We start from the raw sequence: 15,882 nt of genomic DNA, 5'->3' as shown, positions 1-15,882 counted from the left end.
TTGTGCTTCGCCAGCTTGAGTCGGTGTCTAGGGTTGGCGGAGTCCCTCCTCATGCAGCAGCGCTTGCAGCGTGTCGAGCCGCGCGCCGTCAAATGCCATGACGGTGCCTTGCTCGAACACCCGCCGCGCCAGCCCGGTGAGCACCGCGCCGGGCGGCAATTCGATTTGCAGGCGCACGCCACGCTCGTAGGCGCTCTGCACCGTGCCGCGCCAATCGACGACACGGCACATGTTGAACGCGAGGTCGTCGCGCAACGCATCGGCCTTGATCACCGGGCGGGCGCGGCTACCGCTGAGATAGCCCAGGGTCGGCGCCTTCAACGATACGTTGGCGAATGCCTCGGACAATGTCCGCGCCGGTGCCTCCAGCAACGGGCAATGGGACGGCACGCTGACCGCCAATCGGCAGGCCTTGCCGGCGCCTTGCCGCCGGGCCTTCTCGGCGACGAGGCCCATGGCTTCGTCGCTGCCGGCAATGACCACCTGGTTGTCGGCGTTGATATTGGCCAGGTACACCGGCGTTGTTTCACTGTGCACCTGGGCCAGCAAGGTTTCCACGGCGGCGAGGTCCAGGCCGATGATCGCCGTCATGCCGTAGCCTTGCGGGTAGGCCTGCTGCATCAGTTCGCCGCGCAGGCTGACCAATCGCAGCGCATCGGCGAAACCCAGCGCACCGGCCACGACCGCTGCCGGATACGCGCCGATGGACAGTCCCGCGACGTAATCCGGTGCGAGGGCCTGCTCCAGCAGTCGACGAGCCGCCGCCACGCCGGCGATCAGCAGGCACAGCTGCACGGCGCGCGTCGATTGCAAGGCCTCGGCACTGTCCAATCGCAAGACGTCTTCATCCAGCACATCCCCCGCCTCGTCGAGAATCAGCGGCGCCAAGCCATGGAGCATGCCCACGCGCTGCGCACCCTGGCCGGGGAAGACGAAGAGGCTGCTCACGCGACCTGCTCCAGCGAAGATTGCCAAGGGTCATTCACCAGGCGCGCCTGGGTATCATCCTTGAGCAAGACCCGCCGCGATGAACCCGCCCACTCGCGCAGGGCCACGGCGCCGCAAGGCGTTTGCAACTGCATGTCCACGGCGCAGACCGAGGCATCCAGCAGCGCCAGCACTTCCTTGGCCTGGAGACGACCCAGACGCCGCGGCGTGCGCAGGATCAAATCCAGGTCGCTGCGTTCATGCAATGCCTCGACGCCGGTGGCCAATTCGAAGCCGGCGCTGCCGCCCACGCCCCAGCTCCAACCACCGGCGTCGAGCAAGGGTCGCAACTGCGCCAGGGCTATCAATGCCGGCAGGTCACGACGGGATTCGACGTGGCAAAGGTCTTCCGGGCGCACTCGGTGCTGGATCGCAGCCATAGACATCGATGTGGCGTAGCGCTGTTCGCGGGAGCGACCGCGCACGCCCACCGCGACATGCCCAGGCGAGGAAAGCGCACGGCGCACCACTACCGGTTGCCCGAGGTCCAGCGACTCGACGGCCCAGCCCGGCGCATCCGCAGGCAACTGCGAGGCAGTCATCCCCCAGAGCAGGTCATGGGCCAGGAACGTGCTCACCACTGCGCCCTCAGCAATTGGCGAACGGTGCTCGAAGCGGCGCGATGGGTCGAGCCCAGGCGATTGGTCAAATCCCGAGGTGCACCAGCCAGGTCATTGATCGCTTGTTGCAGGCAATCAATCACCCGGCCCAGATCCGCCGCCGTCGGCTGCTCGATCTGTTCCACCGACAGGGTTTCCCAGAGCAGCCCCAGGCTGGCGTAGCTGTCGATGTCATAGGCCATCGGCGGCACGCTGGCGGCCAGGGCTTCGAGTTCTTCGACACTGCGCAGGGTCACTCGCGCCGCCGAGGCCTTGCCCATGGCATGAACCATCACGCCCGGGTCGCGCAGGGCGATCAACCGGTTGGCCTGGTAGCCGTGGGCGAGGAACGCACCGGACATCGCCTTGCCCACCAGCAAGCCAATCACCGGATGCCCGGCCAATCGGGCGCGGGCATAACTGTCCGCCGCGCCGGCCAGCGCCTGATGAATCCCGAGGGCTTCTTCGCGACGGCCATAAGCCTGGCTGGGCACGTCGACTATGGCGACCAGCGCACGTTTGCGCGGCGCATTGCGGTCGGCTTCAATGGCATCGTCCACCGCCTTGGCGAGGCCCCAGCCTTCGAGCAAGCCGACTTCGCCGTTGCGTGCTCGAGGAAAACGGTTGGCGGGATCGGCCACCACGGCGAACAGGCGCGCAGTTTGTTCGCCCAGTTGGACATCGGCGACTTTCAGCGAAGCCGGCAGGCCGGCCAACGCCTCGGCACCACCGCTCAGGGCCTCAAACCAGCGCAGGCCTCTCAATGAATACGAAGTCATGGACGTTCTCCCTGATACAGCTGGCGAACCGCTGCCGGTTCGATTTGCACTTCGGTGTCCAAGCGGGCCAGGCGTTGCAGGAACAGTTCGGCCTGACCGCTGCGATGTTTGTCGGGCACACCCAAGTGCAATAGTTCTTTGACCTGCTGGCGAATCTGCGCGACGTCGTCGGCAGCGTATCGGTCCACCAATCCAGTGGCGTAACGCTGTTCGCCGCCGGTCAGGCTCCAGATGAACGGGCGATCGCGGGAGTCGTATTCTTCGAGGCCGGCTTCCTGCTCGATCACCTGAGGGCCGTTCAGGCCCAATCGCGCTTCTTGGGTCACCAGCAGATAACTGCACAACCCGGCGGCGATGGACATGCCGCCAAAGCAGCCGACGCTGCCGGCCACCACGCCGATCACCGGCTGGAACTGGCGCAGGTCGACAATCGCTGAGTGAATCTCGGCAATCGCCGCCAGCCCGAGGTTGGCCTCTTGCAAACGCACGCCACCGGTTTCCAGCAGCAGCACGGCGCGAGTCGGAATGCCTTTGCGGTTGTCTTCGGCCGCCAGTTCCAAGGCTCCAGCAATCTTCGCCCCGCCGACTTCACCGAGGCTGCCACCCTGGAACGCGCCTTCGATGGCAGCCACGACAACCGGCAGACCGTCGAGGTTGCCCTTGGCGATCACTACGCCGTCGTCGCTCTGCGGCACCACGCCCTGGCGTAGCAGCCACGGCGACATGACGCGCTGGAACGGATCGAGCAGTTCACGGAACGTTCCCTTGTCGAGCAAGGCCCTGGCCCGTTGCCGGGCACCGAGTTCGACGAAGCTGTGCTTGTTGAGCAACGCTGCGCTGTCAGTCATGGCCGATCTCCTCGAAACCTTGCTCCAGGCGCAGACGCACCACGCCGGGGGTGGCGCCGAAATCATGGATGTCGATGCTCATTGCCGGCGGCGTCTGGCCGTCGAACATGCGGGTGAACAAATGCTGCCAGCGTTGCTCGCTGCCGTTGACCGAGGTCTGCACGTGGATGGTCAATTTGCCCGCCAGTCCCGGTTCGATCAGTACTTCCAGGTCGCCCGAACCGACGCAACCCACCAGCGCCCGGCCCCGTGGCGGCTGCCCGGCGGGGAATTCAAAGGATAAGGTTTCCATCAGCAAGCTCCTGGGAAGAGGCCATCGCCGCGTTCGATACGGTCGAGAAACAGGCAGGCGGCGAGCAAGTCGGCAGCGCCGCCGGGCGAGGCGTTCAAGGCAATCAATTGTTGGTCCAGCGCATGCAACTGGCGGCGCCCGCCGAGACTGGCGCTACCACCGGCGTCGAGCACCGCTTTGGCGCCGTGCTGCATGGCCTGCAAACCGGCTTCGCCAGCGCGGTAGAGCACGCAGGTGTCGGCCAGGGTGGTCATGATTGCCAGCAAAGCATCGAGCCGGGCGTTCTGTTCGCCCGCACCCGCCGCGCGACTGCGCTTGAGTTGCGGCAGGCCCAGGCCGGTCACCGCCGGGAATGCCAGTTGCGCTTCCTCCCGGGCACCGCGCACGCCGTAGCGTTGGGCGACCTGGGCGCCATGGCTGAGGGGTTGCGGTGCATAACGGTCATTGAGCAAGGCCAGGCGTGCGGCACGTAAAGTGACGGCACTGGCAACACTGGATTCAGCTTCCAGCGCCGCCGCCGCTACGAGCAGGCCCAAGGCCCAGATTGCGCCACGGTGGGTATTCACGCCGCCCGTGGTCACCAGCATCGCGGCTTCACCTTCCCGGCCGATCCGGCCGAGGGCTTCGCGCAGTGGCAGGCCGATCTCGCCGCAGTCGAGGGCGGCCTCGGCCATTTCCTTGAAAGCCGGCCACAATGACAACGCCGAAGCGTGCATCAGGCCCAGGTGCAAATCGGTGTGGGCACCGCTGCCGCGACGGTCCACCAGCGCCGGTTTCGGCGAGAGGTCGGCCTCGTCGATCAACGCGTCCACCGCGAGGTCGGCCAGACGTTCAGCCAGGGAGATTGGCTTGGGTTGCAGATTTAAGGCGCGCATTTACCAGCTCCTGAACTTGGCGGGCGGGTTGTAGAGGCCACCGGACCACTCCACCAGGTCGGCCACGCTCTTGGCCGCGAGCAATTCGCGGGTGGCGTCGGTGCGGCGGATTCCGAGGTCTTCGGGCAAGGCGATCAGCCCTTCGCGGCGCATGCGCGCGGTGTCTTTCGGATCATGGCGCAAGCCGATGGCCGTCACTCCGGCCACGGCGGCGATCATTGCCTGGCGCTCTTCGAGAGAGCGGGCCTTGTACAGGTAGGCGATGCCTTCCTCGGTCAGCAGGTGGGTAACGTCGTCGCCGTAGATCATGATCGGCGCCAACGGCATGCCGGCTTTCTTCGCCACGTCCACCGCGTCGAGGGTGTCGACGAAGGTCGGCTTGCCGCCCTCCTGGAACGTCTCGACCATCTGCACCACCAGCTTCTTGCCGCGTTCGAGCAACGGCGCTTCACCGTCACCGTGACGCATATCGAGCCAGGCCGGCGTGCCGTGACGACGACCGCGCGGATCATGGCCCATGTTCGGCGCCCCGCCGAAGCCGGCCAAGCGGCCCCGGGTCACGGTGGAGGAATGACCGTCGCCGTCCACTTGCAGGGTGGCGCCGATGAACAGGTCCACCGCGTACTGCCCGGCCAGTTGGCAGACCATGCGGTTGGAGCGCAGCGAGCCGTCATGGCCGGTGAAGAATACGTCGGGCCGGGCGGCGATGTAGTTTTCCATGCCCAATTCGGTGCCGAAGCAATGCACACTTTCGACCCAGCCGCTTTCGATGGCCGGAATCAGCGTCGGATGCGGATTGAGCGTCCAGTTGCGGCAAATCTTGCCTTTCAGGCCGAGGGATTCGCCGTAGGTCGGCAGGATCAACTCGATGGCGGCGGTATTGAAACCAATACCGTGGTTGAGGGACTGGACGTTGTGTTTTTCGTAGATCCCGCGGATCGCCATCATCGCCATCAGCACGTGTACAGGCTTGATATGACGCGGGTCGCGGGTGAACAGCGGCTCGATGTAGAACGGCTTGTCGGCCACCACCACGAAATCCACCCAGGACGCCGGGATATCCACACGCGGCAGCTCGCTGACGTCGTCCACCAATTGGTTGACCTGGACGATGACGATGCCATCGCTGAAGGCCGCCGGCTCGATCAGCGCGGGCGTGTCCTCGGTACTCGGGCCGGTGTAGATATTGCCGGCGCGGTCGGCCATGAAACCGGCCGAGAGCACGACGTTGGGAATCAGGTCCACCACCAGCCGCGCATAGAGCTCGATGTAGGTGTGGATCGCACCGATTTCCAGCAGGCCGTCTTCCAGCAATTGGCTGATGCGCAGGCTCTGGGTACCGGCGAAGGAGAAATCGAGCTTGCGGGCGATGCCGCGTTCAAACAGGTCCAGGTGCTCGGAACGACCGACACTGGGCATGATCATGTGCAGATCGTGCAGCTTTGACGGATCGGCCTTGGCGAGGGAGCGGGAAAGGAAATCCGCCTGCTTCTGGTTATTGCCCTCCAACACCACGCGGTCGCCGGGCAGGATCAAGGCCTCCAGCGCCGCAACGATTTTATCGGTGGGCAACACCACGCCATCGGCAAGGCCCTTGACCAACGCCAGGCGCCGCTGCTTTTCGCTGCGCCGCCGCGTCCATCGCGAGTCGGGGGATATTGTTGTTGTCATGACCACTCCACGGGTTCGCTGTCGTGGAGGTCACATTAGGAGTGTTGTGGCGAGGGCATCAATCAAGCTCGACGGCGGATCGTTACGGTGGGAGTAACGAATTCCTGAGCGGGTACAAATTCTTGTGGAAGCGAGCTTACTCGCGATGACGATGGGTCAAGCATGCTGACTGTTCTGCCACCATCACGAGCAGGCTCGCACCACAGGAGTCCATGTGATTACAGCGAATTAGCGAAGCAGCCTCAAACCAACGCCTTTCATAAACAGCCGCTGGTCGAATTGAGGCTTCAAACTGTCAGTCCTGACAGTAGCCAACCTGCCAGTTACAGCGCCGAATAGGCTGCGCCGCGATCTTTAATGTCCGGTTTCTTCGGCAAGGTCAAAAAAGCGCTGACTGGAGAGAAACACCATGAACGACAACGAATACGGGCACGACTTTGAAGATGGAAAACGCAACGGCTGGGAAAATGATATTGGCTCCCTGGATGGGACGCTCAAGTCGGAACAAGACCCAGGCGGCAAGAAGAATACCTTCTGGTCCGGCAAGCTGGAATACAGACCCCCATCAACGTTTCAGCCATCTCTCGCCAAGATGTTTACCTTTCCAGAACCAAAGCAAGACAAAGGTTTTCTTCTCACATCCTTCAGATACCGCGTTCACCCACCGGAGGCGGGGGAAGCAGAAACGATCAGAGTCATAGTTACTGCAAACGTATCGCTGGGCTTTTCCGCTTTTTGGATATATCCGAGCACGCCAACCGGTACGTGGCTCCCGAGTGATCTAATTGCGGTTTCCTACTCTGGTACCGGGGCCCATGTCGTGATCGGTACGGATTTCGGGGAGTCTGGTGTGTCCCGTAAGCTGGACATCGATGACATCAAGGTCGAGCGGGTTCCCGATAAATAGACAATCACGAAAGGTCGCCTGGCTTTGCAGGTTTTTACCCAGGGGGACCCGTTCCCTCGTCGCGGTTTTTGGTAACCCGATATATCAAGTTGAATAATTACCTTGTGGGAGCGGGCTTGCTCGCGAAGGCGGTATATCAATCAACATTGACGTGTCTGACACTCCGCTTTCGCGAGCAAGCCCGCTCCCACAGTTACAGTGTCAGGTCTATTTTCTTACCAGCCCCGCAGCAACCACCAACTCTTCCATCGCCAGTAAATCCGGCACCTTCGCCACATGTTCCCCGACCTGCACCGCCGCCTGCTCCAGCCCGCACAGCGGCACGTCGACGTAGCTCAACTGGCTGTCGAGCTTGCAGGAACGTGGAATACCTTGGACCAGCAAAGCGATGAAGCGCAGTTCCGGGCGCCCGCCCAGGGCGTTGAGCACGACGATGCGGGCGCGCTCGCCGATGACGGTTTTCTGGCCGCAGGCCGACTCGAAGCTCAGCAACGGGATTTGTCGCTCGCGCCAGCTTACCCAGCCCAGGAACCACGGTGGCGTGTCCATATCGAAGGCGCTGCGCTGGTAGTCGATCAGCTCGGCCACCGCCACGTTGGGCAAGATCAGATGACGATCGGCCAATGGCAGCAACAGCCCGGTGAGGTGGCTGGTACGAGGGTGAAAGTCATGCATGGGTCTTGCTCCAGTAGGCGATGCTGTCGAGCAGCACCGATTCCTGGTACGGCTTGCCCAGGTAGTCATTGACGCCGATGGCCATGGCGCGGTCGCGGTGTTTCTGGCCGGTGCGGGAGGTGATCATGATGATCGGCAGGTGCGCCAGGCGCGGGTCGTTGCGCACCTGCGTGGCGACTTCGAAGCCGTCCATGCGCGGCATCTCGATGTCGAGCAGCATCAGGTCCGGCGAGTGTTCGGCCAACAGGGCCATGGCGTCCACGCCATCCTTGGCGGTGAGGACGTGCATGCCATGGCGCTCCAGCAGCCGGCTGGTGACCTTGCGCACCGTCACGGAGTCGTCCACCACCAGCACCAGCAGCGGCCGTTGCGGTTCGCCATCGCCTTCAGTCGGCACTTCGCGACGCGGTACCTGGTGGGGCAAGGCGCGGATCGGTGCCAACAGGTCGAGAATCAGCACCACTCGCCCATCCCCCAGGATCGTCGCCCCGGACAGGCCCCGCACCGCCGAAAATTGCGGGCCAAGGCTCTTGACCACGATCTCCCGGGTGCCGGTGGTGGCGTCGACCTGAACCGCGACATGCCGTTCGTTGCACTGCACCAGCAACACCGGCAAGGGTTGGCTCTGGCCCAGCAGTTTCGGGCGGGCGCCGGTTTTCAGCAGCTCACCCAGGTAACACAGCTCGTAGCGCTGCCCGGCGTAGGTGTAAGTCGGCGGATCGAGCTGGTAATAGCCATCCAGTTCGGCGGGCAACACCCGGACGATGCTCTCGATGGTGTTCAGCGGAATGGCGTATTGGTCTTCGTGGCACTGCACCATCAGCGCGCGGTTGACCGCCACGGTGAACGGCAGGCGGATGCGAAAATGCACACCCTGCCCAGGCGTGGAGTCGATGGACATGGTGCCACCCAGTTGCCGCACCTCTTCGTGGACCACGTCCATGCCGACACCACGTCCGGAAATCTGGGTGATCTTTTCCGCCGTGGAAAAGCCCGGCTGGAGGATGAATTGCAGCACGTCACGGTCGCTGATGTCGCTGTCGGGCGCCAGCAGGCCCCGTTTGATTGCCTTGCGCCGCACCGCGTCCAACGGCACCCCGGCGCCATCGTCACGGATGTCGAAAATGATGTCGCCGCCCTCTCGCGACAAATCGAGACTGATGCGCCCACGGGCCGGCTTGCCGGCGGCGATGCGCACGTCAGCCGGCTCCAGGCCATGGTCGACGGCGTTGCGCAGCATGTGTTCCAGAGGCGCGGCCATGCGTTCAAGCACGTTGCGGTCCATCTCGCCCTCGGCATTATCGACCACGAACTCGACGTCCTTGCCCAGCTCCTGCGCGACTTGCCGGACGATGCGCTTGAGGCGCGGCAACATACGCTCGAACGGCACCATGCGCGTACGCACCAGGCCTTCCTGCAGCTCGGTGTTGATGCGCCCTTGCTGTTGCAGCAGGTTTTCCGCGTCGTGATTGCTGCGGTCGAGGGTTTCCTTGAGGTCGAGCAAATCCGAGGCCGACTCGAACAATGCCCGGGACAATTGCTGCAGTTGCGAATGGCGATCCATTTCCAGCGGATCGAACTCTTCGTAGCCCAGGCGCTCGGCATCCACTTGTTGACGACTGAGGATCCGTCCCTGGGTTTCGGTGTCCAGGCGCCGCAACTGATCGCGCATGCGCTCGATGGTGGTTTCCATCTCGCCCAGCGCCACGCGCGCGTCGTTGACCTGCTGTTCGATGCGCCCTCGGAAAATCGAGGTCTCGCCGGCCAGGTTCACCAGGTCGTCGAGCAATTCGGCGGACACCTTGACCATGTCAGCGCCGTCGCTCGGCGTAGCGGGTTCGGCTCGCGCAGGCAGCGTTGGCGATGGGGCGATTGGCGGCGCGGCAGCGTCTTCTGACGCCTCGCTCACCTGCGGATGGTTGACCGCCTGGATCCGCGCAATCAGCCGGTCACCGGGCGGGCACGGCTGGCCGGCGCGAACGGCGTCGAGCATTTGCGCCAGGCGATCATGGCCTCCCTGCACCAGCGTAAACAGCGCCGGGCTCGGCTGCAGCAGTCCTGTCGACAACCCTTCATAAAGGTTTTCCAGCTCATGGGCGAGGTCGCCGATGGGCGCGATTTCGACCATTCGCGCGCCGCCCTTGAGGGTATGCAGGTCGCGCAACAGGGTTTCCACGGCCTGGCGGTTCGCCGGATCCTCCTGCCAGCGCAGCAACGCCGCGCCGGAACTGTCGAGGATGTCGAAGCCCTCTTCGAGGAATATTTCCAGGAGTTCGGGGTCATGGCCCGCGGCGTCACCTTGATGGGACGGCGGCAGCTCGATGGTATTCGGCTTGTCCTGGCGGAACCGGTGCAGGGCATCGATCAGCGCAACGGGGTCACCCAGCGGTTGTCCTTGCTGCAACTGCCCCAGCAGCAGGTCGAGACGCTCGTGACTGTTGTTGAGCAACTGCGCCAGCGCCTCGCTGTAGCTGTAGCGGCGGTCCACCAACCCCTCATAGAGATTTTCCAGTTCCTGGGCCAGATCACTCACCGGCCGGATATCGGCCATGCGCGCGCCGCCCTTGAGGGTATGCAAGTCTCGCTGCAGGGATGACAGTGGCGCGCCGTTGTCCGGGTCCGCCAGCCAGCGCTGCAAGGCCTGGGCGGCGCTTTCAAGGATGTCCTGCGCTTCTTCGAGGAAGATCGACGCGATGTCATCGTCCACGGACGTATCGGCGCTCGCGCCGTGTTCCATTTCGGCCGTCGCCTGGCCCAGCTCGCGAATGCTCAGGGTGCGACTGCCGTCGCTGCGAATCAGCCCCGTGGCGGCCGGGTCGAGACTTTCCTGGAGCAGCGTGCGAAGAGCCTGCACCCGCTCGGGTTGCGAATGCACTTCCTGCCCGGCCGCCAGTTCGTCGAGCATGTCGATCAACGCTTCATGGGCGCGTTGCGCTTCCTGGAAGAATGCGTCGCTGACCGCCAGGCTGCTCTCTTCGACCGCGCCGTAAAGGTCGAGCAAGGCTTCGCAAAGTTCATCCACCGGGTGCAGGTCGGCCAGGTGCGCGCCTTCGCCCAGGGTGGTCAACTCGTCGAGCAACGCGCTGAGCTCCTGGCCTTCGCCAGGATGCTGTTGCCAGCGCTGCAGCAGGTTTTCAGCATCCAGCAGGATGTCCATGCCCTGGGCGAGGAAGTTGTTGATCAACTGCGGATCACGCTTGGTCCGCGCACCTTGGTCCGGTGTGCCGAGGACCGCTTGCAAGCGCTCGGTCATCAGTGCCTGGGCGCGCTGGATCAGGTCGGCGGCACCGGGGATCGACGCCAGCGGCTCGCTGTGCAGTTGACGCAGCCCTCGTCGTAACAGACCTTCGCCTTCGAGCAGCAGCTCCACCTCATCCAGGTCCAGGGCGATCAAGTGCGCCTTGTATTCCCGGGCCAGTTCGTCCAGCGCCCCGGCGAGCTCGGCAATGGGCAGCACGCCAGCCATGGAAGCGCTGCCCTTGAGCGTGTGCAGGGCACGTTGCAGTTCGTCGTTGGCCTGCAGTGGAAGGTGTTCGGCGGCCTGGTCGAGGAAGCGATTGAGCGCGGCGAGGTGCCCCTGGGCTTCGTTGTCGAAGATCTTCAGCAACAGCGGGTCAAGCGCCGCCACGTCCTGTTCATCGTCCTCTTCGACATCGCCGCCCTTGGCGAGCCCGTGGGCGCGAGCAGCCAGGCGGTCGACATCATCACGCTGGCGCTGGTGATGAGCCGCAAACTCAGCGACCAGCCTCGGCAGCAATTGCACCGTCTCGTCAACCAACTGCCGGACCGAAGCGCCCGGCTCGACACTGCGTTCCAGCACGCGGTTGAGCAGGTTTTCCACCGCCCAGGCCAATTCTCCCAACACCAGCGCCCGGACCATCCGGCCGCTGCCCTTGAGGGTATGGAAAGCCCGCCGCAGTTCTGTCAGGGCACCGTGGTCGTCGGGGTCGGCCGTCCAGCGCGGCAGGTATTCATGCAAGACATCCAGTACCTCGTCGGTCTCCTCGAGGAACACCTCGCGCAGTTCATCGTCCACCGGGCTTTCATCCACGGGGGGCGGCAGCAGGCTACCCGGCATGTTCCTCGCCGGCGGGTTGACCGCCGAGACCGGGTTGGCCAGCACTTCGGCCAATGACTGCACGGTCTGCGGATCGTCCAGTTCCTGCAAATCCTGCATGACCTGGGCTTCGTTGGGGCTCAGTACATCATCGAGCAAGGGGACGCGAGCTTCGTCAGGGAAATAACCGAGGACGCCCAGGCTGCGCTCGACGCCGTCCAACAGGCTCTCGGCGGGCTTCAGCGGGTCTTCGCCCAAACGCTCCAGGTAATATTCCAGGCCGCTGATCACATCGGCCAGGTGATCGAGCTCCTCCCACCCTGGCTGGGCATGTTCGAGCAGCAGGTGCTCGCGGATGAATTCGTTGCACGCCTCCACCAGCCTGGCGGCACGGCTCAACGGGATCATCGCCAGCGCACCGCGCACCTGGGTCAGCAGCGCGGGCATTTCCGTGAGCTGCTCGCTGTTCCAGTCGGCGTCGATGTAGTCGACGATCATGTCCTTGGCCTGTTGCAGGCAGGTGTGGGCTTCCTTGATGACGATCTGGTGGATCTGGGTCAGGTCGATCGTCGGCAGGTGGTTGTCTTCGCGACTTTCAGGTTCGACGGTGCCGACCATGCCGGCCAGCGTCGCCTCGACGTAGAGCAAGGCGCCGGCGACGTCCATCAGCGTCGCATCGTCAGGCTCGCGCTGGCCCTGGGCGAGGCTCAGCACCACGGCCAACTGATCGATGATGACTTTGCGCGGCTGGCCAAACCCCAGCACCGCCAACGTGTCAGCGATTTGCCGCAAGGGCGCCAGCAGGCTGTCCAGTTCCGAGGCATGCTGGCGATCGCTGCGCACGAACAGGTCCAGGCGCTCCTTGACCCGCACCAACTCCTCGCACAATGCGGCAAGGACCGAGCGCATGGCATCGCGGTCGGGTCCGGCCAGGCGCGCGCGTTCTTCGTCGACCATGGCGCTGTCGGGCAGCGCATCGTCCAGTGAGTAGCGTTCTTTCATGATCTGCATCTGCCCGCTGGGATGTTCGGCCTTGGCAATATAGAACAACAGACTCTTGAGCAGGTGTGGCGGGGCCGGCTGATTGATGCCGGATATGCCTTGCTCCAGCAAGCGCTTGAGTTCCTTGTCGGCGTCCTTGAACAGGCTGCGCAGCGCCGGACTGTTGGCGATACGCCCGTCGCGCATGCCTTCGACCAGCGCCGAGGCGACTTGCCACAACGCATTGAGCGGCGCTCCGGCGCACAGGGCTTCGAGACGGTGGAAGACCTTGGCCAGGTAACCGAGATGCGTGACGTCGTCCTGCTCACGCAGCAATCCCGCCAGCGCGACTTGCAGGCTCTGGCGCAACTTGCGCAGGATATTCGGCAGGTCGGCCGGTTCGAGCCGCTTCAAGGCGTCATCGTCGAGCGGCGCGATGTCTGGCAGTTCCGGGCTGAACAGGCGGGTTTCGGACAACAGGCCTTCACCCCGGGCACTGCGCAAGTCGTTGATCAACGGCAGTACCACCAACGGCAGGTCGCGGCGGGCGCCGTGGACGCGCTCAAGGTAAGTCGGCAGTTGGCCAAGCGCCTGGCGCAACAGGCTGATGGCCTCGTCGCGGTGGGCGATACGGTTGTCCTGCAGGGCGATGCACAGTTGTTCCATTTCCTCGGCGAGCAACGCCGCGCCATAGAACTCGACCATCTGCAGGCCGCCATGGACCTGATGGATGCAGGCCAGGCACTGGCCGAGGGCATCCACTGCCTGCGGATCGTCCACCAGGCGGTTGAGGGCCAGGTGGGCCTGCTTCAGCGTTTCGGCAATCTCGCCCTTGACCCATTCCAGGGCCACATAGTCGTGCCGATCACCCATAACCACTCCAAATCAACAGTCGTATGCCGCAGGATTACATCAGCCTTTGTGGCGAGGGAGCTTGCTCCCGCTTCGGGCGCAGCGGCCCCAAGAACTTTGTGAGCGCTGCGCACTCAAGCGGGAGCAAGCTCCCTCGCCACAAAGCCTCCTCGCCACATGCCCTTTTTCAATATGCAGGGCTGATCAGTTACTGCTTGTCCTCATCGCCAGCCGGCCCCGCCGGCAAGGTGAACCCTGACACCGACCGGCGCAGTTGGCTGGCCATTTTCGCCAGGTTGCCGATGCTCTCTGCCGTGGCCGTGGAGCCCGAGGACGTTTGCGAAGTGATCTGCTGGATCACGTTCATGGTCAAGGATATCTGGCCCGCCGAGGTGGTCTGTTGCTGCGCCGCGTTGGAAATACTCTGGATCAGCGCCGCCAGGGTCTTGGACACGCCTTCGATTTCTTCCAGGGCCACGCCGGCATCCTGGGCCAGCCGGGCGCCGCGCACCACTTCGGTGGTGGTCTGTTCCATGGAAATCACCGCCTCGTTGGTATCGGCCTGGATCGCTCGCACCAGCGTTTCGATCTGCCGCGTCGCGGCCGAGGAGCGCTCCGCCAGCCGCTGAACTTCATCGGCCACCACCGCAAAGCCGCGCCCGGCATCACCGGCCATGGACGCCTGGATCGCGGCGTTGAGCGCCAGGATGTTGGTCTGGTCGGCGATGTCGTCGATCAGGCTGACAATGTCGCCAATTTCCTGGGACGACTCGCCCAGGCGCTTGATGCGCTTGGCGGTGTCCTGGATCTGCTCGCGGATGTTGTCCATGCCATGAATGGTGTTGTGCACCACCTCGTTGCCCTTGTTGGCGATCTCCACGGAGCGCTCGGCCACCGCCGACGATTCGGCGGCATTGGCCGACACCTGGTCGATGGATTGGGCCATTTCATTGATTGAAGTCGAAGCTTCGGAAATTTGCTGGGCCTGGTGTTCGGACGCCTGGGCCAGGTGCATCGCCGTGGCCTGGGTCTCCTGCACCGCGGCGGCCACCTGGCCGGCAGTGAGGTTGATCGTCGCCACCAGATCGCGCAGCTGGTCCACCGAATAATTGATGGAATCGGCGATGGTCCCGGTGAAATCCTCGGTGACCGAGGCGGTGACGGTCAGGTCGCCGTCGGCCAGGTCTTCGATCTCGTCCAGCAAGCGCATGATCGCGTTCTGGTTGCGTTCGTTCTTTTCCGCCGTTTCGCGCAACTGGCGGTTGGTTTCGCGAACCATCACCAGGCCGATGAGGATGATCGACATCAGCGCCAGCAGACCCAGCACATAACCGCCAATGGTGTTGACGGAGCGCCCGCCCGCCAGGTTTTCGAACGCCGAAGCCAGGTGCGAGGCTTCATCCAGCAGGGTTTGCGACAGGTTGAAGATGTTGCCCGCCGATTCGCGAACCTTGAACAGTTCCGGGGAGGTCTCGAGGATTTCATCCACCGAGCCCGAGACGAACTCGAACAGCTCACTGATTTCGCTCAGGCGCGCCCGGGCATCGCGGTCCTGCACCTGGGAAATCTTCAAGGTCGGGTCGCCTTGCAGCATGCCGTTGAGCACCTGGCCGAAACGCGCGGCATCACGACCGAACGTATCGGCGGCCTGGCTGGCGTTTTCGTCCCCCGCCAACACGGTATTCACCGCGCCGAGAATCCGCTCGGCCAGCAGCGATTGGCGCTGGGCCATGGCCACCTGGGGGGCCGGTGCGCCCCTTTGCAGGAGGATTTCGACGACTTTCTCGTATTCGACTTGCAGTTGCGGCACGGTTTCGGCCAGCGTCGCCGCGACCTGATGCAGCGACAAGACGGTTTGTTCGCTGGAAAGAATGGCATCGGTGTTCTTGAGCAGGCGCTCCCAGTCCAGCTGCACGGCGCGCATCTGCGGACGCAGGGTGGCAGGCGCAGGCGGCAGGCCGGTGACCGGGTCGCCCTGCTTCAGGTAACCCCAGCGCTGGGCGAAATCATTGCGCGCATCGCTCAGCAATTTGAACGCGGCGGCCTTGCCGGCGGCGGCCTCGGTGGCGTTCTTGGCAATGCGCTGGGACAACACCCGCAGCTCACCGGCGTGCCCGATGTATTGCTTGTCATAGGTGGACTGGATGTTGAGGTACGCGAAGTTGGCGAACAACAGCATGATGAAGACAATCAACGCGACGAACAGCACGATGATCTGCGAACGACTGCGCGACGCTTCCAGTGGCTTGCCTGTTTTTGCTTTGATCATCGGTTCTCGCCTGTCCCCAAAACCCCAAACCACCGCCATTCAAATGTGGGAGCGAGCTTGCTCGCGATAGCGGCGGTACAGCTTGCATCA

General features: G+C 63.7%; 11 protein-coding genes. 1 reads left to right on the top strand and 10 read right to left on the bottom strand.

All coding sequences use genetic code 11. From position 1 onward, the window contains the following. Window positions 1-27 precede the first annotated feature (27 nt). Genes mdcH through mdcA form a run of 7 tightly spaced genes read right to left on the bottom strand, consistent with a single transcriptional unit; the run spans window position 28 to window position 6,051 of the window. Complete coding sequence (gene mdcH / locus Q7C33_RS05810; RefSeq protein WP_407682981.1) at window positions 28-948, bottom strand: malonate decarboxylase subunit epsilon; 921 nt, start codon at window positions 946-948, stop codon at window positions 28-30. Next, the gene (locus Q7C33_RS05805; RefSeq protein WP_407682980.1) at window positions 945-1,568 is read right to left on the bottom strand and encodes a malonate decarboxylase holo-ACP synthase; all 624 of its coding nucleotides are present in this window, start codon (window positions 1,566-1,568) and stop codon (window positions 945-947) included. The genes mdcH and Q7C33_RS05805 overlap by 4 nt, the downstream gene beginning before the upstream one ends. After that, window positions 1,562-2,365 carry a biotin-independent malonate decarboxylase subunit gamma gene (mdcE, locus tag Q7C33_RS05800; RefSeq protein WP_258648458.1) on the bottom strand — a complete coding sequence of 268 codons (804 nt, stop codon included), beginning with the start codon at window positions 2,363-2,365 and terminating at the stop codon, window positions 1,562-1,564. The genes Q7C33_RS05805 and mdcE overlap by 7 nt, the downstream gene beginning before the upstream one ends. Next, window positions 2,362-3,213: a biotin-independent malonate decarboxylase subunit beta gene (locus Q7C33_RS05795; RefSeq protein WP_407682979.1), complete on the bottom strand. Its 852-nt coding sequence runs from the start codon at window positions 3,211-3,213 to the stop codon at window positions 2,362-2,364. Before Q7C33_RS05795 ends, mdcE begins: the two co-directional genes overlap by 4 nt. Next, a complete protein-coding gene (locus Q7C33_RS05790; protein WP_030137891.1) occupies window positions 3,206-3,505 on the bottom strand; it encodes a malonate decarboxylase subunit delta in 300 nt (99 codons plus the stop codon). Before Q7C33_RS05790 ends, Q7C33_RS05795 begins: the two co-directional genes overlap by 8 nt. Then, window positions 3,505-4,380, bottom strand: a complete 876-nt coding sequence (locus Q7C33_RS05785) for a triphosphoribosyl-dephospho-CoA synthase (RefSeq protein WP_030137892.1) — start codon at window positions 4,378-4,380, stop codon at window positions 3,505-3,507. The genes Q7C33_RS05790 and Q7C33_RS05785 overlap by 1 nt, the downstream gene beginning before the upstream one ends. Continuing rightward, window positions 4,381-6,051, bottom strand: coding sequence for a malonate decarboxylase subunit alpha (gene mdcA / locus Q7C33_RS05780; protein WP_198796871.1), 1,671 nt, complete (start codon window positions 6,049-6,051; stop codon window positions 4,381-4,383). Between the two features lie 409 nt (window positions 6,052-6,460). On the opposite strand from mdcA, the gene Q7C33_RS05775 reads away from it, so the two are divergent. Further along, a complete protein-coding gene (locus Q7C33_RS05775) occupies window positions 6,461-6,958 on the top strand; it encodes a hypothetical protein (protein ID WP_198796872.1) in 498 nt (165 codons plus the stop codon). Between the two features lie 207 nt (window positions 6,959-7,165). On the opposite strand, the gene Q7C33_RS05770 is transcribed toward Q7C33_RS05775, so the two are convergent. From Q7C33_RS05770 to Q7C33_RS05760, 3 genes are all read right to left on the bottom strand, one after another. Next, the gene (locus Q7C33_RS05770) at window positions 7,166-7,633 is read right to left on the bottom strand and encodes a chemotaxis protein CheW (protein ID WP_030137895.1); all 468 of its coding nucleotides are present in this window, start codon (window positions 7,631-7,633) and stop codon (window positions 7,166-7,168) included. Then, window positions 7,626-13,544 carry an Hpt domain-containing protein gene (locus tag Q7C33_RS05765; protein ID WP_407682978.1) on the bottom strand — a complete coding sequence of 1,973 codons (5,919 nt, stop codon included), beginning with the start codon at window positions 13,542-13,544 and terminating at the stop codon, window positions 7,626-7,628. The genes Q7C33_RS05770 and Q7C33_RS05765 overlap by 8 nt, the downstream gene beginning before the upstream one ends. Before the next feature lie 187 nt (window positions 13,545-13,731). Beyond that, window positions 13,732-15,792, bottom strand: coding sequence for a methyl-accepting chemotaxis protein (locus Q7C33_RS05760; protein ID WP_030137897.1), 2,061 nt, complete (start codon window positions 15,790-15,792; stop codon window positions 13,732-13,734). Between the last annotated feature and the right edge of the window lie 90 nt (window positions 15,793-15,882).

Source organism: Pseudomonas sp. BP11-1-1 (genome assembly GCF_052112105.1).
In the GTDB taxonomy this organism is placed as follows: Bacteria; Pseudomonadota; Gammaproteobacteria; order Pseudomonadales; family Pseudomonadaceae; genus Aquipseudomonas; species Aquipseudomonas alvandae.
This window is presented reverse-complemented; position numbering and strand designations above follow the sequence as displayed.

Bases quoted from the DNA above. Each gene is read 5' to 3' on its own strand.
- Q7C33_RS05775 (WP_198796872.1), top strand. From the start codon at position 6,461: ATGAACGACAACGAATACGGGCACGACTTTGAAGATGGAAAACGCAAC.
- Q7C33_RS05770 (WP_030137895.1), bottom strand. From the start codon at position 7,633: ATGCATGACTTTCACCCTCGTACCAGCCACCTCACCGGGCTGTTGCTG.
- mdcE (WP_258648458.1), bottom strand. From the start codon at position 2,365: ATGACTTCGTATTCATTGAGAGGCCTGCGCTGGTTTGAGGCCCTGAGC.
- mdcA (WP_198796871.1), bottom strand. From the start codon at position 6,051: ATGACAACAACAATATCCCCCGACTCGCGATGGACGCGGCGGCGCAGC.
- Q7C33_RS05765 (WP_407682978.1), bottom strand. From the start codon at position 13,544: ATGGGTGATCGGCACGACTATGTGGCCCTGGAATGGGTCAAGGGCGAG.
- Q7C33_RS05760 (WP_030137897.1), bottom strand. From the start codon at position 15,792: ATGATCAAAGCAAAAACAGGCAAGCCACTGGAAGCGTCGCGCAGTCGT.
- Q7C33_RS05795 (WP_407682979.1), bottom strand. From the start codon at position 3,213: ATGACTGACAGCGCAGCGTTGCTCAACAAGCACAGCTTCGTCGAACTC.
- Q7C33_RS05785 (WP_030137892.1), bottom strand. From the start codon at position 4,380: ATGCGCGCCTTAAATCTGCAACCCAAGCCAATCTCCCTGGCTGAACGT.
- Q7C33_RS05790 (WP_030137891.1), bottom strand. From the start codon at position 3,505: ATGGAAACCTTATCCTTTGAATTCCCCGCCGGGCAGCCGCCACGGGGC.